Origin of the sequence: Alteromonas australica, assembly GCF_000730385.1 — a bacterium.
Lineage (GTDB): Bacteria > Pseudomonadota > Gammaproteobacteria > Enterobacterales > Alteromonadaceae > Alteromonas > Alteromonas australica.
The window spans coordinates 3,733,798-3,750,237 of the sequence record NZ_CP008849.1; the positions used below are offsets into that span (position 1 = coordinate 3,733,798).

Consider the following 16,440-nt stretch of genomic DNA (forward strand, 5'->3'; position numbering starts at 1 on the left):
TATTTATTGACAATAATAACAACTTCACCGACATGACTCTAGAGACGAGTTTACGCCTGATAAATTTATAGCACATCAATCGGCTGCTCTAACTTTTCTTGAAAGGGCTTAGTTTCATCTAGAAAGAGTTGATCGACCATTATTTTTAGATGCTCAGGCGGCGACGATATATATTTAACGTTATCAATTACGCGCTGAGGTGGAAACATCTCTTCAGAGGCTGTTAATCCAACTGCTTGATAAAATTCCTGTAACGGAAAGTCACGCATAAAACTGCGTTGTTCCTGAGCGCTTTCCCATAGTGAGGCGTAGTTATTCCCAAAAGCGTGATGAATTTGCGCTTTGTTTTTTGCTAACCAATCAACAAACTGTTTATTTACCGTTCTATCATGTATGTATCTATTTGAGTAGTTTTTCAATATAATTTGCGGCACAGAAAGGCTTTTCCTAACTGCTTCCGCTTCAAATTTTGCTAAAATTTGATACCCCATACCTTCAAAAAAGCTCTGAACAAAATTTGGCGTTTTTATCAAATTCTCATAAATCATTACAATTGTTGTACCAAATACCTCCTGATATCGAAGATAGTTCTCTGTATATTTAAGGTGAAACTTAGTTTTGGCCCATTCGGATATTTTTGGCAAAGGATCGGCTGGCTTTGAAACGTTTTCTTTGTAAAGTGATTCAATGAAGCTATCAGGACGACGAAAGACCAAGACAGGAATGACGTCAAATTCACTGAATATCTCCTTTATTTTTACTAGGTAGGCCATTCTAGGGTGCATTGTTTGTGATTTTAACAAGTGGCGAAAAATTGACTCTGCACTAAAAAATAAGTCGCATCCTTTCTCTAAGCACTTTTTTTTCCATATTTCGACTAATCTCTCACATTCTTCTAATGTCAATTGGGAAGGCTTTCCTGCTAACGAATGCGTAAACTGCATGTGCCCGTTTATTTTCATTTCGGCAAATGGTGAGTAGTCAGGATAATGTAGTCCGTTATTCTCAAGTACCTCTCTATTAGCCTTTGCCCACTTTTGAATGGCGGATGTTCCCGTTTTATGCATACCCGCATGCAAATACAACCTTGGTTTCATTTTGCCTCTAATTCCTTTTTGTTCCTCGCAAACACAATAATTTGTTTGTACTCAGTTAAACTTGCCAAATCTTATGACATGTTGAACGTTGCGAATAATAGCGGATAATAGTACTAAAGACTAATAAGCATTACTTTGAAGCTGATCCAGTTCTCATATCTGGTTTATCCAACGTTACCGCTAATTTAGGTCTCTGCTCCATCTTCTACATTGTTGCTCGACATGCATTGCTATACCCTATATTCATAAAGCCTAAAGGGTCTAAGCTACTTTTATGTACTAAAGTAAAAATATACGTTACTAATTTTAACGGCTGAATTATGAAAACGATCTTATCGACTGTATTGCTCACTTTTTTCTTCCTCATTTTCGTATTGCCCATCACGTCATACGCAAAAAACACAGTTAATCCATCAATACTAAATACGCATATAGAATTAGAGCGATTGCGCTTTGTGAATCAAACTCAAGATGGTTCGGTAAAACGAGCTTTACGTCAGCTTTATTCTTCGCAGTATGCAGATATTGAACGCCCATATAAAGCATTGGAAGTAGTTGAAATAGCTGCAAGAGAAAGCACTCCTCACGAAGAACAATTCAAAGGAGATGCACACTCGGCAAGAGCGTATGCACTGATGTGGCGCATTACTCAGGAGAAAGCCTACAGAGAGAAGGCTTTAGAAATAATTAAAGGCTGGGCCTTCACCTTCAAAGATTTTAAGGTTATTAAGGGGTACCGACCCCAGAAGTATTTAGAAAGCGCTTGGGTAATACCTATATGGATATCCGCGTTAGATATGTTGAATAGAAACGCTGAAGGTTGGTCGGCGACTGACGAAAAGCAATTTGAAAGTTTTATTACTAAGTTACATAGATATTCCCGTAAGGCTCATCGAGACAATAACTGGGGAACATCAGCAATGTTAGCTGACATTTCATATGCTGTTTATATGCAAGATGACCAACTCTATTATCAGCAGCTTAAAAAGTTTCGCTACTATTTGGCTAAACTTACAAATCCGAATGGTACATTAAATGCCGATTACTTATCTGACCCCTGGCACCCTCAATATACTATCATAGGTCTACTTCATACTGCTGAAGTAGCCGATAATCAGGGAGATCGCCTTTTTAACATCACCTTCCCGAACGAAAAAGTACCAAGACTACAAAAAGTCCTTGCGCATTTTACGTCACTTTTCACTGGTGAATTAGAAAACCCTAAGGGTTTGAAAAAGGGCAATTACAAAGGGGCCCATAACAATAAACAAGGTTATCAAATAGCTTTTAATGCATATTCAAAAGGTAAATTTGAGCAGCCTTGGGTGAAGCAGTTAGTAGATAGCTGGAATCCTAGCAATACATCGCCATTGTTTATGATGTGGGATAGAATTACCCATGCTCCAGAAATTGTTGGAAGTAACATGCTAAACAACGAAAAGCTTGTTATAGATAATTAGTGCTTATAGTGATAAATTGCCCCCCGACTAACTGGCCAGTGCAACTTCTCAGGGTCAAATTTTTATTTAGATAGCTAAACCACTGTATTTAAGTAAGTAGGAAAATATGTCTATATACTCTCTTCACGAGAAAGGTCTTCTTGACGTAAAAGAAACAGGGAACGCGACAGTTTCACCCGATTTAACTTTGGCATTTGCATTTGACCGTGGCTATGCAGAATGCTTCAAAGTCATGCTAGCTAGCATGGCAGAGCATGGCGTACTGTGTAGAAATCCTATTGTAATCTATACGGATGATGAGCAGCTAGCGAACGACCCAATAGTGGCCATGGCAGCAGATAGAATTAGTGTTCTCGCTGGTGACAGAAAAAGCATGTTATACACCCTTGCAAAGGATAATGTTAAACGGCCTGAAAGAGCCAATTGGAATAGAGGCACTTTTCTAAAATGGTGTATTTTCGAAAAACAAGAGACGAGTAAGTTACTTTTCCTTGACGTGGATATGCTGACACTAGGCTCGCTTAAGGGTTTATTAGATGCATACCCAAACACTCCTCTCGTCACCTGCCCACAGTTTCAGCAGTCTATTCGCACTGAAAATACAGACGCACAACTGAAAAGCATGCTTGAAGGTAACTTTGATAATAAACATAAAAATAGAATTAACTCCGGCGTAATGCTTGTGAATTCAGAATTACTAAACCATGAGTTTTTTAATGAAATTACACAATTTGCTTCTGAGAGAATATCAATACATGAGCAAGGCCTTTTAAGCGAATACTTTACTAAAAATAGAAATATGCTTGGCATGGCCTCGTCGCGTTACAACTATCAAGATAGCTACCTTCGCATGGCTAGCGAAAGCGTATATACAGATATTCTTGCAAATATATCAGTTATTCATTATGCAGGAAGCGTTAAGCCCTGGATGGATACTTCAAAGCCCGTAGAAACTATGCCGAGCATCAGCATTTGGCAGCACTACAAAAAGCTTGCCTCGAACGTTTTATGATTGAAAGAAATATCTAATGAGGTTGGGTATTAAATAGGTTAGAAACTTTATAAAAATAGAAGGAGAACTCTACGAAAATTTTTTTGTAGAGTTCAGTAACGCAGCATTTTCGGCGATCAAAACCAATAGATTAGAAGTAAAGTTAAAAGTACATGGTGTTCTTCAAATGCATAAACAAAACGTTCAAAGAACTCGGTTGAAGATAACCGTCAATTTCGCTTGATAATTAGCGACTGCGACAAAATCGCTTGATGTTAACAGCTGAGAAAATTCTAACTCTAACCTAATCTGACAGCTGCACCTAAAAAAAGGAAACTGTCAGATCAAGTCTAAGCTTGCACATCTTAGGTGATTTTAAGTATAGAATTCTTAACAAATTCATAGAACCTATCTTCACTGCCAATCCGCACCGTATCCGCTTCTGCTTCGGTAAGAGCAAGCTCATCAATTCCCAAATGCTTAGAAATAGCTTGAACTTCTATATTGCGATTTTCTGATGTAAGAGCTTCATAGCTAACATCTAATGTAACTATATTCAGACTTTCAATTTTCTTGTCTATAAAGGCCTTTTGATCTCTTAAATCATTGCATACCTTTTCAACTTCGAGTTCTGTCGTAAGTGAGATTAGCTCTTCGGAAGTCAGTCTTTTACGCTCTTTTGTAGCTTGCTCATTAGAGTGAGCGTGCCAAAAATTAGACTTCCTAGCCCTCAATATTGAAGTAACTTGAGCCGCTTCATCCTCTCTTTTCAGATAGATGAACTTAAAATCACCGGAATTCATTTTCGCTAAAAGATCATATTCCAAATCTTGAACGAAATGTGAAATTAACTTGGTGCCAAAAATATAACCGTTATCATGTTCTACAGCGCCGAAGTATCTTAGAAAATCTAGAACTTCATCAGGATCTGCACCGAACAATTCATAGTTATTCAATAGGGTTGCACTAGCCTGCCTAAAATGCTCTCTAGGCTTCCCTAAGCCGCCATTTGCCAACATACTAGAAAGCATGGTTGAACCAGATCTAGGTGTCGTCAAGATTGCATAGTTTAAAAAATTTGAACTATCTAGTGCTTCTTTAGCTTGGTCTAAACACTCTAAATATTGATGAAACTTTCTAGATTTAGAGAGAAGATAAGCCCAGACAGAAGAGTTATTACAACTAATCGACCGATCAATCGTTAGACTAAACTCTAAGTCGCTGTTGCGTACAAGACGAGCCGAATTTTTTGAAGAGGAAAAAGGCCAAAAAGGTGCGTAATCAATTTCACTGTCTTCATAACTGCGGCTCATCGCATTAAAGAAGTAATCATCAATATATGCTAGTAGCTTTTTATTTAGGGATAAAAATTTAGGTACATAAAGTTCGTTAAATAATTGAGTTAATTCATCCTTAGTAACTTTAACTTCATGATAAGTAGACGTGCTATTATCTATTAGTTCATGAGCACCTTTTCTAATATTATTAAATGCTGCATGGTGCATCATTGGACTGGCATAGTACAAATTGTATTTCGATTCTGTGTAGCCATAATCAGAAGACTTTGTAACACTCGCTATATATCCATCCCACCTATCAAAAAGCAACTGTGGAGTGCCATCTGCGCAAACTGACTCAACATAATAATCTGAGACCTCCTTCAAAAATTCTGCCGTATCTTCGCCCAAAAAGTGAGGGAACATACCCATTTTCTTGAAAATATTTCCCTTTGCACTTAAATTGAGCTTCGAGGGTGGTCTTTTAGAAAACCAGAGAGTAACAATTGGAACTTTGATTTTACTATATAACCGTCTTATTGACTCATGGTAATTTTCTACAGTCTCACCAACAAGGTTTTCGAATGCTTCTTCTCCGTTAGCCTCTAAGTATTCTTCGTATAATTTATGAGCAGGCCTAAGGGAATTAGTGCCTTTTTTAACGAGTTTCTCGAAAGTAAACAAATCTCCTGAATGTTGGAATTCTGAGTTTGCTACACTTCGACCGGAAAAAACACTTACAATACAGAACTTTGTAGAATTAATTTTATCGATGATCTCAGAAAATTCATCAAGTAAATAGGTAGATGCTGAGCTACCTTGCAGTGAAAAATTAATACAATTAAGATTAGTTTCTCGAGCTAAAAGATCTCCAAACGTATCGTTCGTGTGACAACCTAAAGAAAATGCAGGACCGATGACACTAAAACTGTTGTTTAATTCTTCTGTGTTGCTTAATAGGTCGATGTCTAAGTCTCGAAAATATACAAAATCCCCATTCTTTAAACGGAAACCTTGCATATTATAGTCATTGAAATCGAGATCTCTTTGTTGGTATTGAATATTTAAACGCGACACTCTTCTTTCCTTCTAAGCGACAGTTCTATAGATTTAAATTTGTTACTAGGTTATCCCAAGACAACTTTCTATTAAGTTCGGAAAAACTAGATTCATTGTGAAAGGTAGATCTCTCTGATTCAGTAAGGTATGAATACATAATGTCATAGAGCTCGTCATAATCCGAGAATAGCGTACCAACTTCATCAGAAATTATCTCTGGAAGTACACCTACATCAGGAGCGATAACCGGACAATTTAATGAAAGGCTTAGCATCGCTGCCCCGCTAGTGAGCACTTTTCTATAAGGCAAAACACATACGTTAGCAGCACTAAAATAGTACTTAACCATGTCATCAGGAACAAACCCTTCGTAGAAAGTAACATTGCCTTTTACTAGTCTTTCTCTTAATACATCATCAAAGCTATCATCTAATATACGGCCAGCTATTAATAGGTGCGCGTTCGGATGGTTTGCTGAAAGTTTCTCAAAACTATTTAAAAGCTCATCAACTCCCTTGTAGCCTTTAATATTACCAAAGAATAGAAAGACGTAGGCATTTAGTGGAATTCCTAAACGTTTGCGAGCAGAGGCTTTTATTACCGGGCTACCATAAAAATCGCCATAGCTTCCGTGAGGAATAATTGTGATTTTACTAGCATCTAAATCCAATTCTTCTACTAAGATATTTTTAGCCGCTTCACCATGAGCAATAGCAATATCGACATGTTTAATAAATTTCTTTCTAGCGGCTATTTCTGAATCAACATGTTCACTATCATGTGAAATTATATTATGAGCTGTATAAATTATTTCGTAGCCTAACTTCTTGGCATAATCTACGGTATCTAAAAACTCTCGTTCTCCACCAGACTGAGAAAAGTCCATGAAGACATGAAGCCAATGTAAATGTATATATCTGAACTTATCTTTATTTTCTTCTAAATGCTTTCTGCAAAAGGCTTCTTTTGTAAAACCACTGATGTTTATATTGCATTGTTTAGAGACAGCTTGATAAAACAATTTTTGATATGGATTATTTTTTGTCCAACAGGGAAAGAACATTATACCGAGGTTATCTCCTGGAAAGTTTATTTTTTCCTCTGTTATCTTTTGAAATTCTTTCTCTAATGCTTCATTCTTTTTTTGCTCAAGGAAGAGCTTAGCTGATGTTAGACTACCATCCCTCATGGCAATGAATTCTTTATATAGCCACCACTTTTTATTAGCAATACAAAAATCTTTGAATTCCTGATCTCCGACTCTATGGAAACTATCTTTCACCTTCTCAAAAAACGAATCGAAATAGTCCTCACCAATAAGCTTCAACGTATACATCAAAGAACTAACCATCTTGATGTCAATAAGTCTTTTGTAATGTAAATCTACATTTTGAAGTTGCGCCCAATCTAGTACCGCACGAAATGCCTCGAACTCAAACTCACAAGAAGAGTTTTTCCTATGTGCTACCGTTACAGATGAAGTACTCTCCCTCCGGTAGTAATATCCTAGATAATCCCTTATAAAGCTTACGTTAACCGCAAAATAATAGGCCTTAAAAATAAATGGAACGTCAACAGCAGCTTTCGTTTCGCCCAATCTAATATCTAAATCCTTTATAAATTTTGTTCTAAACACTTTATCCCAAATCATAAAGCTGTCGTGAAACTTATATTGGTCAGATGAACGATCCGTAAAATCAAACTCCTTATAAATTCTTTCTTGTATCTCACCGGTTTGCATAACATTGTAGAATCCACCAGAAAAGACAATATCCGAAGAATCTTCGTAAGCTTTATTCAAAAGCTTTTCATAAAAGTCTGGCTCAATCCAATCATCACTATCCACAAACCCAATAAAATCTCCAGCCGCTATTGAAATTGCTTGATTTCTAGGGGTGCCTGGATTTCCTGAAGGAATTTTATTTTTAATTACTCTAATTCGGCTATCTAATTTAGAGAATGAATCTATGATATCACTCGAATCATCATTAGAACCATCATCAACTAAAATTAATTCAAAATTCTTGAAACTTTGATTTAAGATACTTTGTAAACAACGTTCCAAATATTTTCCACTATTATAAATAGGGACTATAATTGACAAGTTAACTTTTTGACATTCTGATACATCAGATTTGTTCACTTCAGATTTAACAATTTCTAGGTAATCATTGCTATTTTTTGCAAGTTTTTCATGAAGGAAACGGTAAGCCTCTTTTTCTCCCCCAAACTCTTTTAAACAAAGATACATGTTTATCTGTGCTATATCTCTGAGGAGCTCATTAGTTTCACTTTTTTTATAAAGTTCAAAGGCTTCAGAGAAGCTACCCTGAATAAATTTTTCGTTTGCCAGTTCGAACTGATGAGTTAACGACATAATAACTAAACTTCCATTTTAACTTTTATTTCTTATCTAATAAATACATGCCAAGACTTCTTCCTTCATGGATACCGAATCTTAGGTAGTGTATAAGTGGATTCATTCCATCCATCTTAACATCATTGTTAGACATTAAATATGCATTTGTATCGAATTCACAACTTGGATTTTTGCCAACTTTAGCTCCTTTTGTTAAATAATGTAACGCAGGGTCAATTATTGAATCATTGTTATCCATAGAATTCTCCCTATACCATCTAGGGTCAAATAGCTCAGAACTATAAAGAAGGGTAACATCATCTTCTAAAGTATAATAAGATGTAAAGTTTGAAAATTTATATTTAGATCCCTTAAACATTTTATCCAAATAACTTTTGAACTTCCTCATACTATAGATTTTGGATATAAAGGCCTTAAGGTAGTAATTCTCCTTTGAAACCTCATTAAATGAATCTAGTACTTTTTCGTTATCAAACTTCAATTTTGCATTACTAAATTTCAGTTTTTCTTTCAAAAGAGAAACTTCATCTAACTTTTTCTTTGTTGACTTTATTATTTCTTTGTACTCGTTAGATGATGATAGTATTTCTAATCGAAATTTTTCTGCTTCAATTTCTTTCTCTTCAGTAAGCTTAATTATAGTAGAGTCGTAGTTTTCTTTTAAATCAGATATTTCTTTTCCATGCTTATTTACAATAGCTTCGACTTCATCAGAATGTTTTGATTTTAACAATTCTATAGAATCTTCATGATTCTTATTTAAGAGTTTTATCTTTCTCTCTAAATCGGTTACTTGTAAGTTATTCTTGTTACCTATCTCTTTGATACTTAATTCTAGTTGATTTATTCTTGATCTGAGATAGTTTACTTTTTTCTGAATTTTTTTTAGTAAGAAAGAAATATCTAAATCTATTTTATTCGACAGGTTTAGCAACCTCGAATCGAACTTTGTCCTGTTCAAAATAGATTCTAAAGAGCTTTTAACAACAACTCTTGTGTTACTTTCATTTATTACTTTTTCAGAGAGCTTTTTTTGCGTTAATAAAAGCAATGATTTAACTATTTTTATATTTACTAATTCACCATCAGAATTAGAAGTTTGAGAACAAGAGCTATTGATCTTTGTGCCTTCATCTCGTAAAGACTTCGCGCCGATAGAACCATTGGATGTATCATCTTTATTTTTCTTTTCGTAGCTTAGTAGTTCAATTTTACATTGATATAGTTCTTTTTGTGTTTTGAGTAAAATAAGATTACTCAATTCATTATTACAAGTGTCAAATTTCATAGTTGTTTATTCGTTATTCAGAATTTTTGAAAATAAATACAATGTATCTATATTATATTTTCTTCATAACCCGCCCATACCTATCAGAAAAACGTACAATATCGTCTTCACCTAGATAGGCACCTGATTGTACTTCAATAAGCTCTAGTGGAATCTTGCCAGGGTTTTCTAGCGCGTGAACCGCACCGATGGGAATGTAAACCGATTCGTTTTCGGTAACTAACTTCGTTTCTTCATCGATTGTTACGTTGGCACTACCCGATACCACAATCCAATGCTCTGCGCGGTGGTGATGCATTTGAACCGAAAGCTTTTCACCTGGTTTTACGGTAATACGCTTAACTTGGAAGCGAGCACCACTGTCAATGGAGTCGTAACTGCCCCACGGGCGGAACACTTCACGGTGGAATTCAAACTCAGGGCGATGTTCAGCTTTAAGCTTATTTACTACCTTTTTAATGCTTTGTGCGTCATCTTTGTGGGCTACCATTACCGCGTCTTTGGTTTCTACTACAATAACGTCTTCTAGCCCAATTACAGACACTAAACGCTGTTCTGCGTTTACATAACTGTTCTTGGTATTTTCTAAGATAGTATCGCCTACGCAAACGTTGCCGCTATCATCTTTTGCCGAGGTTTCCCATAACGATGTCCAACTACCTACATCGCTCCATTGTGCATCTAGGGGCACCATGGCTGCACTGTCGGTTTTTTCCATTACAGCGTAATCAATGGAATCGTCGGGGCAGGTAGCAAAAATATCGTGGTCAACGCGAATAAAATCTAAATCAGGGGTTTCTGTATCGATGGCACGCTTACATACATCTAGCATTTCTGGGTTGTATTTTTCTAACTCGTCTAAGTAGCGACTAGCTTTAAACATAAACATGCCGCTATTCCAGTAATAGCTTCCAGATTCAACGTATTCTTTCGCTGTTTGTAATTCAGGTTTTTCAACAAATTCTGCAACTTCAAACCCGCCTTCTAGGCCACTGCCAGCTTTAATATAACCATAACCGGTGTGGGGCTGGTCTGGCACTATACCGAAGGTAACAAGCTTACCTTGCTTGGCAAGTACTTCTGCTTTTGTAATGGCGGTATGAAATGCAGGCTCATCTTTAATAAGGTGATCGGCCGCCAATACGAGAAGAATTGGGTCCTCACCGTTAATGGTGGCATGCAAGGCAGCTAACGCAATGGCCGGTGCCGTGTTACGCCCTACTGGCTCCAACAATATACCGCCGTGATGTATGTCTTTTTGTCTTAGTTGTTCTGCAACTAAAAAACGGTGGGCATCGTTACAGATAAAGATAGGGCTTGCAGCGTCGGTACCTTTTAACCGTGAAATGGTATCTTGCAGCATGGTGCTGTCAGACGTTAGCGATAAAAACTGCTTAGGAAGTGCGGCACGCGACTTTGGCCATAGGCGGCTTCCGGTGCCGCCGGCTAGTACTACTGGTTTCATAAAAATCCTTGGTTTTTTCATCTTCTCTTTGTGGAAGATATTTACATACCCTTTGGGTAAGTATATTCACAACTATAGCTGAATGAAACCGCTTAATTCAGGTTTTATAGGGGTTTCCAGGCTTTTTTGGCTATTTACATGCACTGAGCACTATTTGAGCAAATCGAAAATTTAGTATAACGTTGAAGTTGAAGGATTATTAATTAGGTACCTTACACGATGTTTATATATAAAAGACTTGCCTTGCTGGTTTTTACTGGCGTTTTAATGTCATTAGGTGGCTGTGCCACCTTAAATTACCCCTCCCCCATGCTAGAAACTGAAACATTTGAAAAGCTAATTAGCATTAAGCCTGTCGCGCCGAAAGAAAAAATATATCGCCAGTACGTTAGAAATGGCTTTTACTTTCAGTTTGAACGCATGGACGAAAACAATGTGATTTATGGCTGGTATACCTGCACCGATTGCAATTGGACTCGTTCTAAGATGTTGGCCGTTTACGATGGTAGTTATTTATATGTTACATACGGGCATCATGAGGAGTTCTTTCTAGAGGCACCTGAAAACATTCGTCATCACCCCAACTTTTCACATTGGTCTTGGAGTGCAATTAATAAATACCAAATTGAGGGGCGTAACCTCATTTTACTCGGCCAAATTCGTAAATGTGAATACATGAGCCCCATGATAAGAGAATGGAGCAATAGTGTTTGGACTTACGATGGGGAGATAGATTGTACTTATCAAGAGAGTGGCCGTTATAAAAGTATTTTTGTGGCTACCATTGATGAAACACTCACTGGAAGTAGAAGTTCTATCGTGGGTGCTGAAAACGATGCATTAGATGGCGATATCACTAATAAATTATCGAAGCTTAAAGATTTGTACGAACGCGGGTTAATTACGCAAGAAGAATACGAGCAAAAAAGAAAGGAAATATTGAGCAACCTTTAACGTATCACCTTTAACATTGAGTTCTTCAGCTAACGTAAAAAAGGCATTCTATTGAATGCCTTTGTTTGACGTGCTTTATGCTAACTATTGCGCCGACGCGTTCAACAGTTCCAACACCTGCCCGTCATTTTGTTTAGACTGCGCGAGTAACGATACGCTTGCTTGTTCCACAATTTGGCTCTGGGTTAACCTTGCTGTTTCTTGCGCATAATCAGTATCCGTTATTCTGCTACTCGCAGCGGATACATTTTCGTTCATTATGGCGTTTTGTTTGTAGGCTGAATACATCTGATTAATTTTAGCGCCATAGTAGGCTCTTGATTCCCCAATTTCTTCCAAGGCTGAATCAATACGAGCCAATGCATCTTCTGCCGACGTTTGCGTTTCTAGCGACGTTGTTTCGATACCTAATGTCGTCATGGTTGCAGGCGTTTTATCTAGGCTAATATACTCGGTACCTACACCGAGTTGATTACTGTCGGTAATATTCACGCCACCCAGGCTAAAGGGGTTACTGCCCTGCGTACCTATGGAATCCCAGCCTACCGTAATATTGAAGTATCCATTGCCCACAACGGAAATGATTAGTGGTTCGCTAGTTTCATCTATGGTTAGCGACTCAAGGTAAGTACCAGGGTGTCCATCGCCTGAAAAGGTAAACGTAGCGCCGTTATGGGTACTCACGCCAGAGGTAGATAGATTACTGTCATCGTACGTTGCGTTCGGCTGATAACCATTAGTTTCAAGGAAAAATGAATCTTCAATGTCATTGGCATTATTGATGTCATTCACTCCCCAAGCACCATCGCTTAGGGGGGTGCCTATTACGTGTTCACCGTTGGTCTTAAATACTTGTATGTCATCGTCTGCGCCAAAGGAATCTAAACTGATACTTATACCTTTCGACCCTGCAGGAATATAAGCAATGGAACGTAACCCGCTTTCCATCGAGGTAGTTTGCCCGGCGGTAAACACATCATCCAAAGAGGATACATAGCTAGAGAGCAAATCATTATCGTCGACAAGGGGTAGTCGATTGAAAACTTCGGTGTTAAACGCAATGGCGTTTACTGCGTTCTTAAGTTGGTTAAATTCTTTATTCAGTGCTGCCCTGTCAGAATCGCTGTTAATACCATTTTGCGCTTGCACGGCAAGTACACGCATGCGTTGCAGTAATGCGGCAGATTCTTGCAGCCCTGTGTCTGCGGTTTGGGCGTAACTGATACCATCGTTAAGGTTGCGGTTAATTTGGCTATGGGCTGAACGTGATGAAGCTAAGCGTGTCGCTATTTGTAGCCCTGCACTGTCGTCGGCAGCACGATTAATGCGGCTTCCAGAGCTAAGCTTCTCTAGTGACGCGTTAAGCTGGCTGTTTTTAAATGTGTTAGCGATAGCTGCTGTATTTAAATTTGAGAGTGAAAACATACCTGTTTAATTTACATGCTCGTCCTAATTCTACATGTATGTAGCAAGTACCGTGCACAAACTGAACAAAGGGTGGAAAACGTCAGAAACAAAAAAGGGGCAGAGTTTTCACTCTGCCCCTTTTTCAATGTGAGTATTAATTACTCTTCAGTTGCTTCTACTGCTTCTTCTTCAGCTTCTACAACTGGACGGTCAACTAGCTCAACATATGCCATTGGGGCATTGTCGCCAGAACGGAAACCGCATTTTAAAATGCGAGTGTAACCGCCTGGGCGAGCTTCGTAACGAGGACCAAGCTCGTTGAATAGTTTACCTACAACCTCTTTATCACCAGTGCGGGCGAAAGCTAGACGACGATTTGCAACGCTGTCTTCTTTAGCCATAGTGATTAGAGGCTCAATTACGCGACGTAATTCTTTCGCTTTTGGTAACGTAGTTTTGATCACTTCGTGCTTGACCAAAGAGCCAGCCATGTTTTTGAACATAGCTTGACGATGGCTGCTGTTGCGATTCAACTGACGACCACTCTTACGATGGCGCATAGTTTTATCCTTCTCTACAAATCAGTTTGATAAAAACCTGATTAATCTTTTTCAGCGATGCTCTCAGGCGGCCAGTTTTCTAGGCGCATACCTAGAGACAAACCACGAGATGCTAGAACATCTTTGATTTCAGTTAGCGATTTCTTACCAAGGTTAGGCGTTTTAAGTAGCTCAACCTCAGTGCGCTGTACCAGGTCACCAATGTACTGGATAGCTTCTGCTTTCAAACAGTTTGCAGAACGTACTGTCAGTTCAAGGTCATCTACTGGACGAAGCAGAATCGGATCGAATTCTGGCTTCTCTTCTTTCGCTTCTGGCTCTGACACATCTCGTAAATCTACGAATGCATCTAGCTGTTCAGCTAGGATAGTAGCAGAACGGCGGATCGCTTCTTCAGGATCTAAAGTACCGTTCGTCTCCATGTCGATGATCAATTTGTCAAGGTCTGTGCGTTGTTCAACACGAGCAGACTCAACACTGTATGCAATACGTTCAACTGGGCTGTATGAAGCGTCTACTAACAAACGACCAATTGGACGATCATCTTCTTCAGAGGAGCGACGGGTAGAAGCTGGTACATAACCGCGACCCATTTCTACTTTAACGCGCATGCTGATTTCAGCTTCGCCAGTTAAAGTACAAATAACGTGGTCAGGGTTAACAATTTCTACGTCGCCATCATGCTGAATATCACCAGCAACAACAGGGCCAGCGCCAGATTTCACTAGAGTTAGGGTTGCCTCAGTTTTACCTTCAAGGCGAACCGCTAAACCTTTCAGATTAAGCAAGATTTCAATCACATCTTCTTGCACACCTTCTTTGGTGCTGTACTCGTGAAGAACGCCATCAATTTCTACCTCGGTTACTGCGCATCCTGGCATGGATGACAATAAAATACGACGTAGGGCGTTACCTAGAGTATGGCCAAAGCCGCGCTCTAGTGGTTCCAAAGTTACTTTGGCACGAGTAGGAGAAACGTTTTCGATCTCAACTAATCTCGGTTTTAGGAATTCAGTCACAGAACCCACAATGCTTCCTCTTTAGTTAGCTTTACTTAGAGTAAAGTTCGACGATCAACTGTTCGTTAATTTCAGCAGACAGGTCAGTTCTTTCTGGAACGCGCTTGAAAGTGCCTTCCATTTTGCTGCTGTCTACTTCAATCCAGGTTGGCTTCTCACGTTGGTCAGCCAGTTCCAAAGCAGCAACGATACGCGCTTGCTTTTTAGCTTTTTCACGAACAGAAACCACGTCTTCGGCAGAAACGTTAAACGATGGAATGTTCACAACTTGACCATTTACCATGATCGCCTTGTGGCTAACTAGCTGACGTGCTTCAGCACGGGTGCTAGCGAATCCCATACGATAAACTACGTTATCAAGACGCTGTTCTAAAAGTTGTAACAAGTTTTCACCTGTGTTGCCTTTTAGACGTGCAGCTTCTTTGTAGTAGTTACGGAATTGCTTTTCAAGTACGCCATACATACGACGAACTTTTTGTTTTTCACGCAACTGAACACCGTAGTCAGACAAACGGCCACGACGGGCACCATGTTGACCAGGCGCAGTATCGATTTTACATTTAGAATCGATTGCGCGAACGCCGCTTTTAAGGAACAAATCCGTTCCTTCGCGACGGCTAAGTTTGAGTTTTGGACCCAAATATCTTGCCATGATCTTTCTCCAACTGTCCGTCGATTAAACGCGACGTTTTTTCGGTGGACGACAACCGTTGTGAGGAATAGGGGTCACATCGGTAATGTTTGTGATCTTATAACCTGTAGCGTTAAGAGCACGGATCGCAGACTCACGGCCTGGACCTGGACCTTTAACGAACACTTCAAGGTTCTTAAGACCGTATTCTTGTGCAGCTACACCTGCACGCTCAGCAGCAACCTGTGCAGCAAATGGGGTAGATTTACGTGAACCACGGAAACCTGAACCACCAGATGTCGCCCATGCTAATGCATTGCCTTGACGGTCTGTGATAGTCACAATTGTGTTGTTGAAAGACGCATGGATATGAGCCATACCGTCTGCAACCTGACGTTTTGCGCGCTTACGCGTGCTACGAGCTGGTGCTTTTGCCATAACTTACTCCCCGCTTACTTCTTAATTGGCTTACGAGGACCTTTACGGGTACGCGCATTAGTTTTAGTGCGCTGACCACGTAGAGGCAAGCTACGACGGTGGCGAATACCACGGAAGCAACCCAGGTCCATCAAACGTTTGATGCTCATAGAGACTTCACGACGTAAGTCACCTTCAACGGTGAACTTAGCCACTTCGTCACGAAGCTTATCAATAGTCGCTTCGTCTAGCTCTTTGATTTTTGTATTTTCTGCAACACCAGCACCCGCACAAATGCTTTTCGCACGTGTGGGACCAACGCCGTAGATCGCTTGGATAGCGATGACAGCATGCTTGTGCTCAGGAATGTTAATGCCAGCGATACGGGCCATTAACAGCACTCCTCTTGTTTATTTGTCGACGACCTAAAAAGCC

14 protein-coding genes are annotated in these 16,440 nt (G+C 39.2%); 3 read left to right on the forward strand and 11 right to left on the reverse strand.

What is annotated here, in order from left to right; translation table 11 throughout:
* Positions 1-65: 65 nt before the first annotated feature.
* Positions 66-1,097, reverse strand: coding sequence for a hypothetical protein (locus EP13_RS16230; protein WP_044058194.1), 1,032 nt, complete (start codon positions 1,095-1,097; stop codon positions 66-68).
* Positions 1,098-1,417: 320 nt separating this feature from the next.
* Here EP13_RS16230 and EP13_RS16235 point away from each other — a divergent pair, with 320 nt between their 5' ends.
* Positions 1,418-2,557, forward strand: a complete 1,140-nt coding sequence (locus tag EP13_RS16235; RefSeq protein WP_044058195.1) for an alginate lyase family protein — start codon at positions 1,418-1,420, stop codon at positions 2,555-2,557.
* 106 nt (positions 2,558-2,663) lie between these two features.
* Complete coding sequence (locus tag EP13_RS16240) at positions 2,664-3,569, forward strand: glycosyltransferase (protein ID WP_044058196.1); 906 nt, start codon at positions 2,664-2,666, stop codon at positions 3,567-3,569.
* Between the two features lie 344 nt (positions 3,570-3,913).
* Here the strand turns inward: EP13_RS16240 and EP13_RS16245 are convergent, their stop codons facing one another.
* From EP13_RS16245 to EP13_RS16260, 4 genes are read right to left on the reverse strand one after another with little or no spacing between them, the layout of a single operon-like run.
* A complete protein-coding gene (locus tag EP13_RS16245; RefSeq protein WP_044058197.1) occupies positions 3,914-5,902 on the reverse strand; it encodes a Stf0 family sulfotransferase in 1,989 nt (662 codons plus the stop codon).
* 25 nt (positions 5,903-5,927) lie between these two features.
* Entirely contained in the window at positions 5,928-8,261 is a 2,334-nt protein-coding gene (locus tag EP13_RS16250) for a glycosyltransferase (protein WP_044058198.1), read from the reverse strand.
* A 25-nt stretch (positions 8,262-8,286) separates the two neighbouring features.
* Positions 8,287-9,552: a hypothetical protein gene (locus tag EP13_RS16255; protein WP_044058199.1), complete on the reverse strand. Its 1,266-nt coding sequence runs from the start codon at positions 9,550-9,552 to the stop codon at positions 8,287-8,289.
* Positions 9,553-9,604: 52 nt separating this feature from the next.
* A complete protein-coding gene (locus EP13_RS16260) occupies positions 9,605-11,017 on the reverse strand; it encodes a mannose-1-phosphate guanylyltransferase/mannose-6-phosphate isomerase (protein WP_044058200.1) in 1,413 nt (470 codons plus the stop codon).
* Between the two features lie 219 nt (positions 11,018-11,236).
* Here EP13_RS16260 and EP13_RS16265 point away from each other — a divergent pair, with 219 nt between their 5' ends.
* On the forward strand, positions 11,237-11,971 hold the full coding sequence (locus tag EP13_RS16265) for an SHOCT domain-containing protein (protein WP_044058201.1): 735 nt from the start codon (positions 11,237-11,239) through the stop codon (positions 11,969-11,971).
* Positions 11,972-12,055: 84 nt separating this feature from the next.
* On the opposite strand, the gene EP13_RS16270 is transcribed toward EP13_RS16265, so the two are convergent.
* The 6 genes from EP13_RS16270 to rpsM all read right to left on the reverse strand — a co-directional run bounded on the left by EP13_RS16270 (position 12,056) and on the right by rpsM (position 16,397).
* The gene (locus tag EP13_RS16270; RefSeq protein ID WP_044058202.1) at positions 12,056-13,396 is read right to left on the reverse strand and encodes a flagellin N-terminal helical domain-containing protein; all 1,341 of its coding nucleotides are present in this window, start codon (positions 13,394-13,396) and stop codon (positions 12,056-12,058) included.
* A 140-nt stretch (positions 13,397-13,536) separates the two neighbouring features.
* Positions 13,537-13,938 (reverse strand): 50S ribosomal protein L17, encoded by a 402-nt coding sequence (gene rplQ, locus EP13_RS16275; RefSeq protein ID WP_044058203.1) that lies wholly within the window; start codon positions 13,936-13,938, stop codon positions 13,537-13,539.
* A 41-nt stretch (positions 13,939-13,979) separates the two neighbouring features.
* Positions 13,980-14,969: a DNA-directed RNA polymerase subunit alpha gene (locus EP13_RS16280; protein WP_044058204.1), complete on the reverse strand. Its 990-nt coding sequence runs from the start codon at positions 14,967-14,969 to the stop codon at positions 13,980-13,982.
* A gap of 19 nt (positions 14,970-14,988) precedes the next feature.
* Complete coding sequence (rpsD, locus tag EP13_RS16285) at positions 14,989-15,609, reverse strand: 30S ribosomal protein S4 (protein WP_012519214.1); 621 nt, start codon at positions 15,607-15,609, stop codon at positions 14,989-14,991.
* 24 nt (positions 15,610-15,633) lie between these two features.
* Complete coding sequence (gene rpsK, locus EP13_RS16290) at positions 15,634-16,026, reverse strand: 30S ribosomal protein S11 (RefSeq protein WP_013786215.1); 393 nt, start codon at positions 16,024-16,026, stop codon at positions 15,634-15,636.
* A gap of 14 nt (positions 16,027-16,040) precedes the next feature.
* Positions 16,041-16,397, reverse strand: a complete 357-nt coding sequence (gene rpsM / locus EP13_RS16295; protein WP_012519216.1) for a 30S ribosomal protein S13 — start codon at positions 16,395-16,397, stop codon at positions 16,041-16,043.
* Positions 16,398-16,440: the final 43 nt, after the last annotated feature.

Coding starts and splice junctions, on each gene's coding strand:
- EP13_RS16230 (WP_044058194.1), bottom strand. CDS start 1,097: ATGAAACCAAGGTTGTATTTGCATGCGGGTATGCATAAAACGGGAACA.
- EP13_RS16235 (WP_044058195.1), top strand. CDS start 1,418: ATGAAAACGATCTTATCGACTGTATTGCTCACTTTTTTCTTCCTCATT.
- EP13_RS16240 (WP_044058196.1), top strand. CDS start 2,664: ATGTCTATATACTCTCTTCACGAGAAAGGTCTTCTTGACGTAAAAGAA.
- EP13_RS16250 (WP_044058198.1), bottom strand. CDS start 8,261: ATGTCGTTAACTCATCAGTTCGAACTGGCAAACGAAAAATTTATTCAG.
- EP13_RS16255 (WP_044058199.1), bottom strand. CDS start 9,552: ATGAAATTTGACACTTGTAATAATGAATTGAGTAATCTTATTTTACTC.
- EP13_RS16260 (WP_044058200.1), bottom strand. CDS start 11,017: ATGAAACCAGTAGTACTAGCCGGCGGCACCGGAAGCCGCCTATGGCCA.
- EP13_RS16265 (WP_044058201.1), top strand. CDS start 11,237: ATGTTTATATATAAAAGACTTGCCTTGCTGGTTTTTACTGGCGTTTTA.
- EP13_RS16270 (WP_044058202.1), bottom strand. CDS start 13,396: ATGTTTTCACTCTCAAATTTAAATACAGCAGCTATCGCTAACACATTT.
- rplQ (WP_044058203.1), bottom strand. CDS start 13,938: ATGCGCCATCGTAAGAGTGGTCGTCAGTTGAATCGCAACAGCAGCCAT.
- rpsD (WP_012519214.1), bottom strand. CDS start 15,609: ATGGCAAGATATTTGGGTCCAAAACTCAAACTTAGCCGTCGCGAAGGA.
- rpsK (WP_013786215.1), bottom strand. CDS start 16,026: ATGGCAAAAGCACCAGCTCGTAGCACGCGTAAGCGCGCAAAACGTCAG.
- rpsM (WP_012519216.1), bottom strand. CDS start 16,397: ATGGCCCGTATCGCTGGCATTAACATTCCTGAGCACAAGCATGCTGTC.